General features: G+C 35.2%; 17 protein-coding genes and 1 pseudogene. 4 read left to right on the top strand and 14 right to left on the bottom strand.

Going from position 1 to position 16,750, the window contains the following annotated elements; genetic code table 11:
- Positions 1–55: 55 nt before the first annotated feature.
- The 8 genes and pseudogenes from ABC382_RS03410 to ABC382_RS03375 all read right to left on the bottom strand — a co-directional run bounded on the left by ABC382_RS03410 (position 56) and on the right by ABC382_RS03375 (position 7,597).
- Positions 56–547 (bottom strand): PaaI family thioesterase, encoded by a 492-nt coding sequence (locus ABC382_RS03410; protein ID WP_322610815.1) that lies wholly within the window; start codon positions 545–547, stop codon positions 56–58.
- 1,377 nt (positions 548–1,924) lie between these two features.
- Entirely contained in the window at positions 1,925–3,781 is a 1,857-nt protein-coding gene (locus tag ABC382_RS03405; RefSeq protein WP_322610814.1) for an alpha/beta fold hydrolase, read from the bottom strand.
- A 57-nt stretch (positions 3,782–3,838) separates the two neighbouring features.
- Positions 3,839–4,405, bottom strand: coding sequence for a TetR/AcrR family transcriptional regulator (locus ABC382_RS03400; protein ID WP_322605160.1), 567 nt, complete (start codon positions 4,403–4,405; stop codon positions 3,839–3,841).
- Between the two features lie 89 nt (positions 4,406–4,494).
- Positions 4,495–4,718: pseudogene (locus ABC382_RS03395) on the bottom strand (flavoprotein); the annotation flags it as partial.
- 83 nt (positions 4,719–4,801) lie between these two features.
- Positions 4,802–5,191, bottom strand: a complete 390-nt coding sequence (locus ABC382_RS03390; protein ID WP_312506680.1) for a YxeA family protein — start codon at positions 5,189–5,191, stop codon at positions 4,802–4,804.
- Positions 5,184–5,918, bottom strand: coding sequence for an ABC transporter permease (locus ABC382_RS03385; protein ID WP_322610813.1), 735 nt, complete (start codon positions 5,916–5,918; stop codon positions 5,184–5,186). The genes ABC382_RS03390 and ABC382_RS03385 overlap by 8 nt, the downstream gene beginning before the upstream one ends.
- Before the next feature lie 12 nt (positions 5,919–5,930).
- A complete protein-coding gene (locus ABC382_RS03380; RefSeq protein ID WP_312506678.1) occupies positions 5,931–6,686 on the bottom strand; it encodes an ABC transporter permease in 756 nt (251 codons plus the stop codon).
- The gene (locus ABC382_RS03375; RefSeq protein WP_312506677.1) at positions 6,686–7,597 is read right to left on the bottom strand and encodes an ABC transporter ATP-binding protein; all 912 of its coding nucleotides are present in this window, start codon (positions 7,595–7,597) and stop codon (positions 6,686–6,688) included. The genes ABC382_RS03380 and ABC382_RS03375 overlap by 1 nt, the downstream gene beginning before the upstream one ends.
- 164 nt (positions 7,598–7,761) lie before the next feature.
- Here ABC382_RS03375 and ABC382_RS03370 point away from each other — a divergent pair, with 164 nt between their 5' ends.
- The 3 genes from ABC382_RS03370 (at position 7,762) to ABC382_RS03360 (ending at position 10,821) form a co-directional block, all read left to right on the top strand.
- Positions 7,762–8,475 (top strand): response regulator transcription factor, encoded by a 714-nt coding sequence (locus tag ABC382_RS03370; protein WP_312506676.1) that lies wholly within the window; start codon positions 7,762–7,764, stop codon positions 8,473–8,475.
- Positions 8,475–9,866 (top strand): sensor histidine kinase, encoded by a 1,392-nt coding sequence (locus ABC382_RS03365; RefSeq protein ID WP_312506675.1) that lies wholly within the window; start codon positions 8,475–8,477, stop codon positions 9,864–9,866. The genes ABC382_RS03370 and ABC382_RS03365 overlap by 1 nt, the downstream gene beginning before the upstream one ends.
- A gap of 679 nt (positions 9,867–10,545) precedes the next feature.
- Positions 10,546–10,821: a YqhV family protein gene (locus ABC382_RS03360; protein ID WP_274793165.1), complete on the top strand. Its 276-nt coding sequence runs from the start codon at positions 10,546–10,548 to the stop codon at positions 10,819–10,821.
- Between the two features lie 650 nt (positions 10,822–11,471).
- On the opposite strand, the gene ABC382_RS03355 is transcribed toward ABC382_RS03360, so the two are convergent.
- From ABC382_RS03355 to ABC382_RS03330, 6 genes are all read right to left on the bottom strand, one after another.
- Positions 11,472–11,777, bottom strand: a complete 306-nt coding sequence (locus ABC382_RS03355) for a monooxygenase (protein WP_274793164.1) — start codon at positions 11,775–11,777, stop codon at positions 11,472–11,474.
- 298 nt (positions 11,778–12,075) lie between these two features.
- Entirely contained in the window at positions 12,076–12,399 is a 324-nt protein-coding gene (locus ABC382_RS03350; protein WP_322610811.1) for a hypothetical protein, read from the bottom strand.
- Positions 12,400–12,825: 426 nt separating this feature from the next.
- Positions 12,826–13,644, bottom strand: coding sequence for an SPL family radical SAM protein (locus ABC382_RS03345; protein WP_322610810.1), 819 nt, complete (start codon positions 13,642–13,644; stop codon positions 12,826–12,828).
- A gap of 22 nt (positions 13,645–13,666) precedes the next feature.
- Positions 13,667–14,200, bottom strand: a complete 534-nt coding sequence (adaB, locus tag ABC382_RS03340) for a methylated-DNA--[protein]-cysteine S-methyltransferase (protein ID WP_322610809.1) — start codon at positions 14,198–14,200, stop codon at positions 13,667–13,669.
- Positions 14,184–14,807: a bifunctional transcriptional activator/DNA repair enzyme AdaA gene (locus ABC382_RS03335; protein ID WP_322610808.1), complete on the bottom strand. Its 624-nt coding sequence runs from the start codon at positions 14,805–14,807 to the stop codon at positions 14,184–14,186. The genes adaB and ABC382_RS03335 overlap by 17 nt, the downstream gene beginning before the upstream one ends.
- An 85-nt stretch (positions 14,808–14,892) precedes the next feature.
- A complete protein-coding gene (locus tag ABC382_RS03330; RefSeq protein ID WP_412926560.1) occupies positions 14,893–15,606 on the bottom strand; it encodes a 2OG-Fe(II) oxygenase in 714 nt (237 codons plus the stop codon).
- Positions 15,607–15,765: 159 nt separating this feature from the next.
- Between ABC382_RS03330 and ABC382_RS03325 the strand changes: the two genes are divergently transcribed.
- The gene (locus ABC382_RS03325; RefSeq protein WP_322610806.1) at positions 15,766–16,677 is read left to right on the top strand and encodes a DNA-3-methyladenine glycosylase family protein; all 912 of its coding nucleotides are present in this window, start codon (positions 15,766–15,768) and stop codon (positions 16,675–16,677) included.
- Positions 16,678–16,750: the final 73 nt, after the last annotated feature.

Raw genomic sequence — 16,750 nt, 5'->3', positions numbered from 1 at the left:
AAAACAAGTTAACCTTCCATAGGTTAACTTGTTTAGCTAATCATAATCATAACTGTTAATCATTCTTTTTTTGGAATGTACTAGGCATGACGACAAGAACTACTGTACCGCGAGCACAGAGCGTATCTTCAGCGTACACTTCGGTTTCAACCTTCCATCGTTTCGGATGAATTTCTTCAACAGTACCAATTGCTTTTAATGGGACGTGTTGCGGAGTCGGTTTTAGGAAATCTACATTCAGGTTAGCCGTTACAAATCTTGGTGGCTCTGCTCCATCACCAATTTCATGTCCATTTTTACGATGCAACGCAAGCGCAGCAGACCCTGATCCATGGCAATCAATTAAAGATGCAAGTAAACCACCATATAAAAAACCAGGAATACCCATGTATTTTGATTGAGGTGTAAAGATGGTAACTGTCTTATCTCCTTGCCAACCAGTTCGAAGGTGATGACCATCCTTATTCAGGCGACCACACCCATAACACCAAGCGAAATCGTCTGGATAAATATCTTGTATTGCTTTTTCTACTATGAATTCTTCCATTCTACTTCCTCCTCAATACTAGTAGTATTTATCATAAGTTTTCTAAGGAGCGTTATTATAAAAGTAGTTTAAGTATAACGATAATATTTCAACTATTCAATTAATAAAAAAATAGGCATTCACACGTTCCATTGCGTGTAGCAACAAGGACATACCTAGTGAAACAAGTAGAAGATGAGAAAAGCGATATAGAATACCTATTATATTTGATTGAAGAAATAAAATAACATTGGGCTATGGTTAAAAACGGAAAGACCATCAGACCCTCTAATACAGAAGATGAAAAGTAAAGTTTAAGTAAGACGTTTCTTCTTACTTAGCTTTCAGAATAAAAAGGTATGTACCTTATGTTTGTAACTTAACTCCAATGTTGCAAAATTATTCGTAAGCGATAAAGCGTAAAGCAGTTAGATGCGAGGACTGTGCTGACATAAAAAATCACGCGGATGCTAGAAGCGGAATTAAGTACGGATGAAAGGGCTTATAGACAGGGAGTTATGGTGTTTATTAGACATATTACTTTTCTGGACAATGATGTACGTTATCTTAAATGAGAAGTGCATTGTTGATAAGGTAGTTAATATCTATCTAAGCTCCCCTCCACACAAAATAATTTTAGTTTACATAATATAAATTATAGGAAGTTATATTTCAGTGAAAAGTATACTAATAATATTGAGACAGAATCTAAATTTTTAAGTGTAAAAGGTCCAGATAGTTTTGGACACCAAAAATTCACATGACAAATAATAAAGAATTCAGCTTTTAGTACATTCTCTTTTTAACATAGATCCTACAAGTGCTTTACTTACACCTAAGTGTTCAGCTATGCCCAATAAAAATCTTATCATTAAAGTTTTTTCATTTATTTTAATTAACAGGATAATTTTGATTACATTTGAGTTTACCTATAACTTTCAGCTACAATTTGGACTAAATAACCAGTCATCAAAAATTTCGACAACTGGTTAGGTGTATACTTTTTAGATTGTAATATATCAGCGATTTTCACTTCTACCTGTAAAAAGGATACTAAACATTAGTTTTTACAGAAGCAAGATCTCATCTCCTTTTGCAAATTCATTTTCTATAAAAAAACTTTTTTACTTTTTGCTGGTCGGCTGTATAAATAAACAGCACTAAGGATTTAGTGGCTCGACTACGCAACATAATTACGTTCTATCATGGAAGTTTAAGTATATTTCTCCACAAGGTGATTACCTGCAATTCTTAAGGAGCAATACTTTGTAAATGATTAGCTGTTAGATTCTTAAGTAAATATATCAAATGTTCATATAGACAACCTTTTTTCAAACAGTACGACTTTATTTCAAAGACACAACATCCTACTACACGCTTTTTATTTATCCCACACTCTCATCTGCTATTACTACTATTTTGTATTACCAAATTAGCCGTTTCACTCGGATGGTTAAGAGGAAAATGATGACCATATGGAACAAAATCAACCTTACCAAGATGCGAAGGAGCAGAATAGCCTCTGTCATAATCCCCCCAAATAATGTGAAGATTATACTTTGTTACTTCATTGAAATCACCTTGAATGGTTTTCGATAGTAAACTGTTAAGCTGAACCGTTGTATTTAAAATTCTAGGAGAAGTAAAACTTTTACTTATTTTTTCAATATAATGTTCAGGGATACTCTCCGTACTTTCAAATAAACCATTACTTAATAAATAACGCTCTATCAAATTAGTAGTTGCTAACTTCAATGTCCATTTGTTTATAAATTGAGGAACATTTATCGATTTAGCATTTTTTTTAGCAACAGGTGGCTGAAGTAAAGTTATTGTATACTTCTTATCTATGTACTTTTGTACTATTGCTTCCAAAAGAATATACGCACCAAATGAATGGCCAATTAGATGGGCACCATTAGTAGCTTTCTCCAATAACTTTTTTAATACATTCAAATAGATATTTAAAAGATTTTTTTGTCGTTTAAAAGGAGAACGTCCCAAACCTGGAAGGTCCATGATCCATACAGGTCGACCCGTTTTTTCATGAAGCTCTTTCCCTAAAGGAAATAAATCCTCTCCATCACTTAATAAACCATGTAATAAAATAAACGGTTTACCCTCTCCTTCTGATTGGTAAATGGTAGTATTATTACATAATGTTCGTTTAAATAAATGACTGTGCTGGCCATTTTGATACATCATGCGATAATCCAGATCAGCTATAACGGCTGGGAAAAATTTCATTACATTTGTCTCCTTAAACCAATCTTCTCCCATAATCTTTTTCACTGAACCATTTGAAAATGTTCGATTTGTGATAAAATTCAGTCCATCAGAAGGAATGTTTGTTATTTTACTTACTCCACTTTTCATTATTGTTTTCATAAGTGGCATTGGAACAGAGATTTTTGGTGCCCTCATATTCATACTTTCCGACATAACACTTAATAATTCAGCAATGTTCGGATCGTTCTCTTTGTCATCAACAAGTGTATATGTTTGAATAGCCGGCTGCTCCAATTTGAAAACCTGCACAATAAACTTCGCAAACTCATCGTTTGAAATCAGTGGCAACCTATATCCCTTACCTCCAGGAATCACTGGCATGAGCCCTCTTCGCATACTTGTCACAAGCAAACCTAATCCTGCTATCTGCTCTGTACTCCCTGTTTTACTACTTCCAACCACAGTTGGCGGATTAATGACAGACAGCGGATAACCTACTGTTGATGCCTGCTGACGGATATAAAGATCTGCTAAAAACTTTGTTCTTTCATATGGATTTTTTATTTTCAAAAAATCGTTTCCTTCTTTAAACACATCTATCGCAATCTTGCTATTTTTATCATCAAAGGGACTCATATAACCTACAACATGAATAAATTGTTGCAATCCCTTCAATTGATGAATAGTTTTAGCGAGTTCACTAATATGTTGGGCACCATTCAAAAATACGGAAGCTGCCTCATTGGTTGTCGCTTGAATATCCATGGGGCCGCCTGCGTGAATAATCACATCCGTTTTCAATACCCTCTCCTTATCTTCAGCACTTAGACCTAAGTCTATTTTCGTCAAATCACCTTCAATAAAGTGCATAACTGCCTCTTTTAAGATGCCTCTCTCTTGAAAAGTTCGTGTTGCTTTACTTTTCGATCTCACTAATAGAAGAATTGTAACATGCTCTTTGGCTAATTCCTCCACTAATTGCTTTCCAATAAAACCTGTTCCACCCGTTAAAAATACTGTTCTCATATAAATCCCCCTTTTAGTACTATTCAGTACTAATTTGATGTAAAAAAAATGCTTCTATTATCGAAGCAAGTTAAAAAAATGATCTGCTGTTTTCATGATTACAGTTGTATCTTTCAGTGTTTCTGAAATAAATAACGCTCCTTCAAGATTTGTAATAAAAAGAGATGCAACCTCGTCAATATTAATGGTCTTTCTAAATTCACCATTCTCTATCCCTTGTTTAAGTAAAAGAGAAACTTTCGTTTGTAATCCTATAAAGAAAAGACCTATTTTTTCTTTTACTTTTGTGGCATTTGTAGGGCTTTGAATATAAAGCGTAATAAAAGGACAGCTCCCTTTATATTCTCTCGTCTGTACTCCTTGTGATAATTGCTTTAAAAACCGTTGGATACGATCTTCAACTAATAATTGGTTTTGAGATAGTAAGTCATCAATTGCAGATTGATACATTTCAATCCAATAATCAACAACCCCTTCCAACAATTCTTCCTTATTAGAGAAGTGATAATACACATTAGACTTTGAAACTTTGCTTACACGAACTAATTCATCCATGCTTGTATAAGCAAACCCTTTTTCTAAAAATAATGATGCAGCTACTTCAATCACACGTTTTTGATTCATTAATTTTATCCTTGTCATAATTAGTACTGTACAGTACTATTATAGGCGTTGTCAATTATTTTTGTTAGTTTAATAAAAAATCGATCAAAAAGCTGTTCTGTATCCACTAATTCGCAAATGCGAACACCGAGTGCGCCACGTGCTACTAATGCATCTTTTTCTTCGCCACCATAGGCTTCTTCTATAGCTTTTTTACGCATATCCACACTAGCTTTATTGCTGGATTTTCTGTTTGTAATTCTGCAAGTGCCAATAAGGTATTAATATCCGAATGGCCACTACCGATAACTACAATTTTCTTATTAGCATATCTTTAAGTATTCGTATTAATGTCTGGGATACCACACTTATATTGCCTAGCCTCCAGAATTCCTCCTAAGTGTCTTTTTCAGTTTTTTACTTAGAATATTTACTTTTGATTGGTTCAGGTAATTCATTTAACTGTATCTCCTGCCAATAGGTCACACCCCGAAATGATGCAACATACAATTCTAAATATGCACCTTTTCGTAATTGCTTGCTACTGTTAAAGGTAAGAATCTTCTTTTTGCCACTTTCATCAAAGGCTTCTAACGTGTATTTATATCTTTGATTATCGCCTAACTTTTCACCGTTATCGTCATTGCCTATCATAGTATAAAAACGAGATTTCCCTTCAGGATTATCAGGAATAAGCTTATGTGGATTATAGAAGAAGATAGAAAATGCAACAATAACTATTAGACCAATGCTAATACCTAATATAGACTTTTTCATGTTTCCACTTCCTTTTAATTGTTTAAGCAACGACATCCTTCTTTCGCATCCATTGGATTGCTAATAAACTAATGACAATAATGTATAGTAAATTAGTAATTAAAAATAAAACATAATCACTCTGGGAAGAAAAACCTGATTGACTTAGTACTCCCAACCCCATAGTTAGTAAAGAATAGGGAAAGAACATTCCTAAATCCAATACATACAAGCCCAAGCCCAAAAAAGTGAAGCATAAGCCAATACCAATAGGAACTGCGAAACTACGAAAGCGCATCGAAAGAGACAATTGCAAAGCACTAATTGTAAGACTAGCTATCAAGCCTTGAGTGAACCATTCAAATAATTCACTAGGAAGTGCAGAGGTTAGCCCTAACAGTTTTCCTCCAATAAGGTACAAAAGAAAAAACAAAACTTGAATAAAAATTAGCTGTACACCGACAACTAGCATCTTAGATAAAAAAATACTAGCTGCCGATACTGGAGCGGTCATAATCATATTCCAGTTTTTATTTAAATGCTCTAATCTCCACATATACGCACAGCTAATAGAAATAAGTACGGGAAAGAAAAATTCTCCGTAAAATAAACCCACCTGTGACCACAAACTATACCATTCTTTCGCCAATACACCTTGATTCATATAAAAGTTGGCACTCCCAATCAATACGCTTATTATTGGAAGAGTCATTAGTATTATCCATATACGGGAATGGCGTAATTTCAACCACTCAGCAGAAATGCAACGTTTTAACATAGTCAATCCTCCTTATACCTCTTGTCTCGATATGTGGATACTACCAGCTAGAAAGATAAAAATTCCTGCCGTGATTAGAAGTGACATCAATGGCAATGAATTACTTATATCCTGTGTACTAAATTGCATTTGTTCATTAACATAGTTCTGCTTAATGGGGCTTAGACCTGAGTAATAGGACCAAACAAAAAGTCTGCGGATTCCAAATGGGAATAAATCAGCTGCCAGGCCGATGAAGCCTCCGATCATACCAAGAGTTAACGCAAAAGCTTGATTTTTTACCGCCATTGATACCCATTGTTGGAGTGCTATGATAACCATGTTGGTCAAAACTGTTCCTGAAAGGAATTGAGCCAGTAGTAAAAATGGTACTGGGTCATTAAAACCTTTAATAATACCAAATGCACTGATAGAGAATACTTGCAAAATACACATCCACAACATGACAAGACATGCACACATATATTTTGCAGCATAGAGGTGCCCTCGCTTCACAGAAATTGTTAGTAACAATTTCCATGTTTTTCCTTTATGTTCCATATCACAGATGCGGGAGACGCATATTGCTGATAAAATAGGTAAAAAGAGGCCATTCATAGTGGACAGCATCAACATAAGTGTTTCCCATTTGGCTATCTCTGGATTACGGGAAATCGACATGCTTGTTGCCATAAACGCCCACGTTATTTCTACAAGTAAAATTAATGTCATCATCAAAAAAAGATGCTTATGGCGCAATTTATAGAATTCGAGACGAATCGCGTTCATTATAGGCTCCTCCCCTTTCCTGTAATTTCTAGGAAAATGCTCTCTAAATTCTTCTTATTTTCCTCAATACGCAGTACGTCGATATTAGCTGAAGTTAAACTTCTATTTATTTGTATTACCTGCTCATCTGTTAAGTTTCCAAACACTAACGAATCTTCACGATAAAAAGGAGAGAAACCTTTATCAGAAAGTAATTCTTTTGCTAACAAATTGTTACGTGTTTTTATCATGATATTTGGATGGCTTTTGTTTTTTAATTCATCCATGTTACCTTGAAACATCATGTTTCCATCGTTGATAATCCCTACTGATGTTGCAATCTGCTCAATTTCTGAAAGTAGGTGACTAGAGATAAGTACCGTCATTCCATAGCGTTTGGGTAAAGATTTAATCAATTCTCGAATTTCACCAATACCAGCAGGATCAAGACCATTTGTTGGCTCATCCAAAATCAATAGCTTTGGAATAGATAACAATGCCATTGCAATTCCTAAACGTTGCTTCATTCCGAGAGAATACTGTCCTACCTTTTTATCCTTTTGATTCTCCAATCGAACAATTTTCAATGCTTCCGATACATTCTTTTCTGGAATATTCCTAAGTCTCTGTACAATGCGCATATTTTCAAGTCCTGATAGATGTGCATAATAAGATGGGGATTCAATAAGAGAACCAGTTTGACTCAAAATAAGCTGGCGATTTCCTTCAAAATCCTTTCCAAAAACTTTTACATTGCCATCGGTAGGTCGCATTAACCCTAATATCATTTTCAGTGTGGTAGACTTCCCTGCACCATTTGGCCCCAGAAATCCAAATATATCCCCTTCACTTACGGATAAGTTTATATCCTTCACACAGTATTTACTGCCATACCGTTTAGAAAGATTTTGAGTAGTAACTATTTGGTTCATTTTATCTTCCTCCAATTTGTTTAACCATGTTCTTTTCACAAAGATAAAAACTTAACCTTTCGTTAACCTGAAATGAAGGTTACGCTAACCTTAAATATCATACTTACTGGAAAATAAAAGGAATTTAGAAAAGAGTATTGTATAATTATTGTGGGTGATTTTATATGGATGATATCAAAAACAAGAAGTTGCTTATTGTAGATGATGAATACGAGTTAAGGAATATGGTAGATGGATTCTTGCGCAAAGAAGGATTCGGACGGATTTATCAAGCCTCTAGTTGTGCTGAAGCATTAGAAATTTGTCATACTGTGAAACCTGATCTAGCTATTTTAGATGTAATGCTCCCTGATGGCGATGGGTTTTCCCTTCTATCGAACTTACGTCAAACATCAAATATGCCTGTCCTCTTTTTAACGGCAAGAGGTGAAGATGAAGATCGTTTGCTAGGACTTGGACTAGGTGCAGATGATTACATTGTTAAACCTTTCTTACCAAGGGAACTAGTTCTCCGTCTATCGTCAGTTTTGAGACGTGTTTATTCACCTCCAAAACAGGAACAGCGTCCAGTATTCCAATTAGGAAACTATCATATTGATTTTGAAAGTGGGATTGTTCAGAATGAAGGCAACCAATATCATTTGACAGCAAAAGAACATGCATTGCTGTTTAAGCTATATGACAATCGAAACCGCATCGTCACAAGCGATGCACTTTGTCAGGCTGCATGGGGAGATGATTATTATGGCTATGAAAACACATTAATGGTACATATTCGCCGTATTCGTGAAAAAATAGAAGCTAATCCTTCTAAACCTGAATACTTACTGACTATTCGAGGGCTCGGATATAAGCTGATGGTAAAGGGAGAGGAGTGATGGAAGGCACACTACGTATTTTAAAGCGTTTTATCGGTTCAACTATGATGATTTCTGCTTTTTTACTAGTTTTTAACTTTATCCTATTAGGTGTTTGGATATTCAATGGTATGAACAAAGGGGATTCTCCTGCCGCCATTGTTCAAAATGTGGCAGAGGGCTTGCATCGCTCGTCCAATACTTATTCTGCAGATAACACAACAGTAAAATTACTAAGGGAAAGTCACGCATGGGCAATGTTAATTAATGATTCAGGACAAGTAGCATGGAATTATATGCTCCCAGACGAAATTCCGAAAACCTATTCGTTAACCGAAGTAGCCAAGTTCACCCAAAGCTATTTAAAGGATTATCCTGTTTTTGTATGGGAACATGCTGAAGGGTTGGTAGTTGTCGGGTTTCCGAAAGACAGCTTTGCAAAATATCAGTATATACTTCCAACAAGCTGGGTCTCTTCATTACCATTAAGGATGGTTGCTCTACTTATTATAAATATTGGTTTGGCATTATTATTGTCTCTTCTTATTGGCTATAGACTGATTCGCTCTATCCGTCCACTAGCACAAGGGATACAAGCTCTAGGTGAGGATAAAGAGGCATTTATAGAGCCAAAAGGTATATTAGCCGACCTCGCACAAAACGTAAATAGCGCTTCGGCTTTACTTCGCGAAAAAAATGATAGTTTAAAAGAAAGGGATGAAGCACGTGCCAACTGGATTGCGGGCATTTCTCACGACATCCGAACTCCACTTTCAATGGTACTTGGCTATGCAAGTGATTTGGAAGAAAATATAGATATTCCTTCAGAACAAAGAAGGCAAGCTAGCGTTATCCGTAAACAGGCAGAGTATCTACGATCGCTTGTAAGTGATTTAAACCTTGTTTCAATGCTAGAATATGAGATGCAGCCATTGAACAAAAGGCAAATTCGCCTTTCCGTTTTGGCAAGACAAATTGCATCCGAATTTCTAAATAACGAATTGGATGAACGATTCAAAATAGAAGTGAAAATTTCAGATGAAAGAATTCAAGTCAATGGTGATGAACGGCTACTAAAGCGTGCCATTTTTAATCTGATACAAAATAGTATTAACCATAATCCCGACGGCTGTGTGATAATTTTACAAACATCCTTTAATGAAAGTAATAGGACCTGTAGTTTTATCGTGGAGGATAATGGTAATGGTATACCTCAAAATGAAATACCTAATCTATTGGAACTCCCCTTTTCTTCTAAAAGAAAACGTCCTAACTACAATGGACATGGCTTAGGGCTACCAATGGTTGCAAGAATCACAAAGGCACATCAGGGATACTTAATTCTATCAAGTGAGATTGGCAAGGGGTTAAAAGCAGAGCTTGTTTTGCCCTTCGATTATGTCAATTGCTAGAGGTTATGTTTTATATGAAGCGCAAATACTGATCGGGAAGGTCAATATGTAAATGCAAAAGGGATTGTATGCAATCAAATGACATCACAATCCCTCTTGAGTATATACATCAATGAATGAAAAGACACACATTTTTACATGTGTGTCCTAATTCTATTCAAATTAAATTAAAGTATCTACTGTAATCCTTCTCTCGGCTTTCAGCTTAGCTGAACGTATATATCTTTGTAGTCTCACTCTTTTTCTGACCCAGTAAACATTGAATGACATCAATTGGCACACAGTTATTAAATTGCATAGCTTTCGTAATTGATGCGGATGTAAAATCTTTTTATACCCGCTCGATTTAATATAAGCTTGATCATTTATCTTAAATTATCAATGCTCTTCCACCTAAATTCTAAAGAGGTTTTTTACTATTATTTATTATCTTGTGTATTTGATATGAAGAAGCAGATGTATGTATATGAATCTCAAATTTATATAGTCTACCATATCTTTTTCTAGCGTTTTCTAGTTTGCTACAAACATCTAAATTAATACTATAAAGGATAATATAACAAGAATATTCGATACGAATCATACATATATTGATTTTAGTATTTCATTCAAACAGAAGTTTATAATTATCCTAATATGGATTTATAATATATATTCAAAAATTATCTATAAAGATAGGATGATGACAATTATTGATAAATCGGTTTTGGCAATGGTTATTTTACGTGTATTGTCTGGAAGTATTGAAGTAAGTGCTGGATTGTTGATGCTAAAGTTGAATAATTTAGAAAAAGCACTCTATATTAATACAATGCTTGCTTTGGTTGGCCCAACAGTTTTAATCGTAACGACGGCAATTGCATTATTTGGACTAGCTGATAAAATTCCTGTGGCGAGAATCATTTGCTTATTTACGGGAATAACACTTATTATTGTTAGCTCACATATTAAGTAATATGGATATACATCCTAATAATGTTCATTAGTTTGGTGTAGCGTGTGACGACGCTGCTTTTTTTTTGTAAAATTACCCCCTAATTCCTAAATAGCGCTTCTCTTCTTGCTGCATCAATTTTGCTTAAGTTAGATTTTTGTCAGTTATATTATGTAAACTAAATTCACTTGGTGTGGAGGATATATTGGTTACGTCTACTTACGTCTTCCTAGCAATTAGAACTTCCCAATGGTATTACAACAGAAATTGTTCATACCTATGTCAGTTAACTTTTTTATGATTTTGGAGCTAAATTTCCTATTAGATATGTATTTGACCGTCTTGATATTTTAATGAATAATTCTCTGCTTTATTCAAGAGCACAGGCATTAAGCAATTAAACTAATGGACTTATTGTAAAACAGATGATGGTGGATGGATCCTACTTCATGCTAGTCAAAACTATAAAATGATAAACGAGTAGAAATACCTGCTTTCTAAACAACTCTAATAGATCTGCTCAATTCGTTTTATAAATTCATTAAAAAAGACCATCAAAAAAGATAGTCCTACTTCCCTAACTATTCAACCCTGTTTAATCTTTTCTAGTTTCCTTTTAGCTCGGACGGTTGTTTACACAGGTAAAGTAGTATGCTTTACCCTTTCCATCATTACTTAACATAACCGTGATTCATTGTTGTTAGCTTTTCATTTATGTCAAAAATTCTTACTCGAATATCTTTAATACCAAACGATTGAAGTCTTGCTTTATGCATGTCAGCATATTTTTCGGCATCTTGTTTTTCCTCAAATACATAGATACCTCCAGCTTCTTTTGTATCTTGACTTTCTGTCCATATTTTCCAATGGAACCCTTCTTCTTCGTTAATACTTTTTGCTACATCCCAAAACCCTTTGGCCATTTCTTCACCAAAAGGTCCTTCAAACGGAAAATCAACTTGTAATAAATATGCCATTTCAAACACTCCTGTTTTAGTTGTCATTTAAGATAACGTACATCAAAGATTTTACCCCATTCTTTTGTATATTATTATTTTTTTGAAGCGAATGAGTATAATGTATTATTCCTGCACTGAAAAGTAATATGTCTACCAAACACAAAAACTCCTTATTTATATGTCTCTTCACCAGCGCTTAATTCCGCTTCTAGCATCCTCTGAAGCTTATTTATCAATAGAACTCGTTTTCCTAAGTAAAAACCGTAATGCATTAGATTCGCGTTTTTTATGTCCATTTAAAAATGATCTAACTTCTTCAGTTAGAGGGTTTGATGGTCTTTCCGTTTTTAACCATAGCCCAATGTTCGATCTTATCTTCTTCATTCAAATATAATAAGTATTCTATATCGCTTTTCTTATCATCTACTTGTTTCACTAGGTATGTTCTTGTTGCCGCACGCAATGGACCGTGTGATTGTCTATCCATTACTTGAACTTTAAAACCTAATTCTAACTCGATTTGTTGAACTTCCTTGGACTTTTCTGCCGAGTCCCATATACTAAATCCTACAATCGCTAGAAGTGCCACACCTAGGCCAATAAAAGTTATCCACTTTAAATTACCCCTTTTCATCTTCATCATTTCCCTTCCTTCGTTCTAATAAGCATCTCAACTTATATAATTCACCCGTTATGCTGCTATGGAACATCTCTTTTCAACATTCTTTTCATATGGTGAGGATGCCAATTCGAGGTTACTAGGGTATTATTCGAAAGCCCTGCTTATTTAGCATTTAGACGTTTTTGCTAGACAAATAGTTCTGAATATTTCCAAATGAATCATTACTTTTCATTGCTTTCAATTTCAATGTTCGTGTTTAACTCAATTTGGGGTGTATCCAGACGATGGACAAATCGCATTTTAGTGGATTAAATACGAATATTTTTGTATCAATAAATAAAAATTTTCGTAAAAAGGAAGTGTGACATAATATACTCTAAGAATAAATTTTTCAATCATTATCAAGAATGGTTATGAAGGCTGCCCGAAAGAATTTCGTATTTTTTATGGCTCAAACCCAGCCTGGCTCACGTAAACTTGATTTTCTGGAAAGACTTCAATAAAGCGGTTGTATACTTTTTTTATTACATGTGGTCCATACCATTCTTCTAGTCCAAGTTGGGTATATTTGTTCTCTATACCAAGTCTCTTTGTACGTTTTCCTCCACTGCCGTCGCCCATGAAGTAGTCATCGATACAGATACGATCGACAAATGGCTTTAATTTCACAGGGAAATAGTCTCCACTTGGTAAGATGGGAGCGATAGCCACTTGGGTTGGTATGCCCGAAGCCGCTAATTTTTCCAATGTCTTAAAGCGTGCCTGGATTGGGGGCGCTTTTGGTGTAAAATGCTTACGTATCGTTTCTGAATCGGTCTCAATCGTCATACTTACTCGAACTTTATCTTTAAATTGTTGCAGCAAATCGATGTCTCGACTGACAAGCGGGCTTCTCGTCTGTACTAATAGAAAATCAGGGGGATCTTCTAGCATCACTTCTAGTAAAGAGCGCGTCACTTTTTCCTTATGCTCAATTGGTTGGTATGGGTCTGTACTGGATGACATAAAAATGGTTACTTTCCCTTTCGTTTTGGCGCGATGGAGCTCTTTTTTCAATACATTCGCTGCTCCGTTTTTCACATCGACCCAATTCCCCCATTCTCCTTCTCGAAAAAGAGAGACAGGCATTTCGCGTACATAACAATAGGAGCATCCAAAAGAACAGCCTGTATAAGGATTTAGTGAATGTGTATATCCAGAAAGAAAGCCAGTCCCTTTATTCAGAATGGTTTTCGGATTTTTATAAAATAATTCATGTTTCATGTGGGTACCTCCATTCATAGCGTTACACCTTACTAGAAGAAGCTCGCTTTTCCAAATCCAGGAGCTGTGTCTTCATTTCTAATCCACCACGATAGCCAGTTAACGTGCCATTCTTCCCAATTACGCGATGGCACGGTACAGTAATTAATACCGGATTAGCCCCAATTGCCGCTCCTACAGCACGAACAGCAGCAGGCTTATTTATAGTATCGGCAATGTCGGAATAGGATTTCGTCTGTCCATAAGGAATGTCGCAAAGTGCCTGCCAGACTGCTAGCTGGAATGGCGTACCGATGTAGTCAAATGGAACAGAAAAGGTTTTCCGCTTTCCTTCTAAATACTGAATGATTTCAACCGCATAGGGTTCAAGCTTTTCATCATCTTTGACAAGAGGACTTCCTGGTAAGCGTTTCTTAGCCCATTCGAACAATTCCTCATTTGGCTTGTTCTGTGAACCGACAAAGACTAGACCCTTTGAAGTTGCAGCAATATAAAGATTCCAATTCCGAAACTGTAGTAAAGACATATATAGGGTTGGTTTAATTTTTGTTTTCATTGTACTTTTCCTCCGTTTTACTCATTTGACGAAATTGTGCGGGAGTCAGTCCAGTTTTCTTTTTAAATAAAGTAATAAAATAAGGCGTATTAGTCATACCCACACTTATGGCGATATCTCCAATTGCTTTATTTGTCTGAATTAAAATCTTTTTAGCCGTGTGCACTCTAACTTGTTGTATATATTCAACAGGCGTAATGCCTTTAATCTTCTTAAATGTCCGATGCATATGATAAGGACTTCCATGACAAATACTTGCTAACGAATCAAGGGTTAATTTTTCTGTGAAATGTTGATCAATGTATGCAGTAATTAAATCAACCCACTCGCTATCAGGCAGATTTTCATTAGTGGGCTTGCAGCGTTTACAAGGGCGAAAATTTGCACGGAGAGCTTGTTCTGCGTTTTGAAAAATATATACATTTTCTTTTTTCGGAACACGGGATTTACAGGATGGTTTGCAAAATATACCTGTCGACTTTACTGCATAAAAAAATTGATTATTGTATGCTGTATCATTATTAATAATGGCTTGCCACTTCTCATCCGTCATTATTTCTCCATCTATTAAAATCTGTTTATGTCCGTTGTTTATATAATCCGTCATTAATCTCACCTCTCCTTCCAATTTTACTCTCTATCCATCCAGAATGTATAATTCCGAGGATTAAATAGTAAGATATTGAAGTTTTTTATTTAGAATCATGAAAAATGATTCCAAGACCGTATCGTTCTCCAGAAGTAACTGTGCTTACTCCGTGCCGAACTGTATTTTTGTAATATCCTTTTTTACCTAGAACGGGTCTATGGTTAGTAGGGAAAATTAGCGCACTCCCTTGTTCTAGTGTAATGACATGTCCCCTGCTCTGAGCACGAGGAATTTGTTCCACTAATAGAGATTCTCCACCGCAGAAGTCATGATCGCGTTGATTTAACACAAATACGACTTGAAACGGGAAAAATACGTCACCATATAAATCTTGATGCAAACAATTAAACCCACCTGTTTCATACTTTAATAGTAAAGGTGTCGGTCTAGTTTGGTCATATTTTTCACAGATGTTTAAAAAATCTTGAAGATGATCTGGAAACTGTTTTGATTTCTTGAAATAACCTAACCATCGATTGGCTGTTTTGGCCATTTCAAAATAAAAAGACTCTCTTAAACTTTGGATGATTTCAGGTAATGGATAGGAAAAATATTTGTACTCTCCACTCCCGAAGCGGTATCTCTTCATATTGATGGTTGTTCGGAATGGATCTTCCTGACAATACAATTCTATGAAGTGCTCACATTCCTCTTTTGTTAAAATCACTGGAAGCTTTGCAAATCCTTGCTCATCTAATTCATTTTGAATTAATTTCCAATTTAAGTTTGCAACGCGTGTTCTAATATCTTGGACCACCTTTATCCACTCCTAGTTAGCATTCTTGATAAATAACACTATAACCCCATCATTCTAAAAAAATAAGGTGTTTAGAATGTAATAGCAAGATAACAAAATAAAGAAAGATTATGATGTGGTAAAGTAAAATTACTCTTAATAAGATGAGGAGAATGAAATGTGACATGGGATGAAGTCAATGGTGTGATAGTTATTACATTACCCGATGATTTTGATAAGGATGCAAACCTAGGCTATCTAACAAGGGAAAAAAATGAATGCATGTATGCTATAGAGAACGATGTCATAACAAAAGTTATAGCTATCGGGGAAATTCGGTCCTTAGTTCAGATAAATGTAATGAATAATAAACAAATGAATGTTCATTTTTTAAATGATTCTAGACCTATTGAAAAGTGGAAAAGAGAAGAGGTTGTGAACTATATTTATGAGTGGTTTGATCTAAATAACGATTTAACCTCATTTTTTGAAATGGCAAAAACAGACCCATTACTTAAAATGCCTGCTCAAAAATTTTATGGATTGCGAGTGATCGGTATTCCTGATTTATTTGAAGCTTTATGCTGGGGAGTTTTAGGGCAACAAATTAATTTATCCTTTGCGTACTCCTTAAAGAGGCAATTCGTAGAAAAATATGGGGATTCAGTCGAATGGAATGGTAAAAAGTATTGGGTTTTCCCTTCGTACGAACAAATTGCACAATTAACACCTACCGACTTAGCGGATATTAAAATGACTGTAAAAAAAAGTGAATATATCATTGGTATTGCTAATTTAATGGCAGATGGAGCATTATCGAGGGAACAACTAATGAACATGAGCTTTAAGGATGCTGAAAAAAGCTTACTTAAAATACGAGGCATCGGTCCTTGGACAGCCAATTATGTTCTAATGCGCTGCCTTAGGTTCCAGACAGCTTTTCCAATCGATGATGTGGGTCTTATTAATTCGATAAAACTAATACGGAATATGGACCGTAAACCTACGAAAGATGAAATAGTAGAATTATCGTGTCCATGGAAAAACTGGGAATCATACGCTACCTTTTATTTATGGCGTGTTCTTTATTAAATAATAAAAGGAATCCGTTCTGATAGAAAATTAATCAAAACGGATTCTTTTTTATGAGCCTGATTGTATTTAA

The sequence above is a fragment of the Lysinibacillus phoenicis genome, from assembly GCF_047238325.1.
GTDB lineage: Bacteria > Bacillota > Bacilli > Bacillales_A > Planococcaceae > Lysinibacillus > Lysinibacillus irui.
This window is presented reverse-complemented; position numbering and strand designations above follow the sequence as displayed.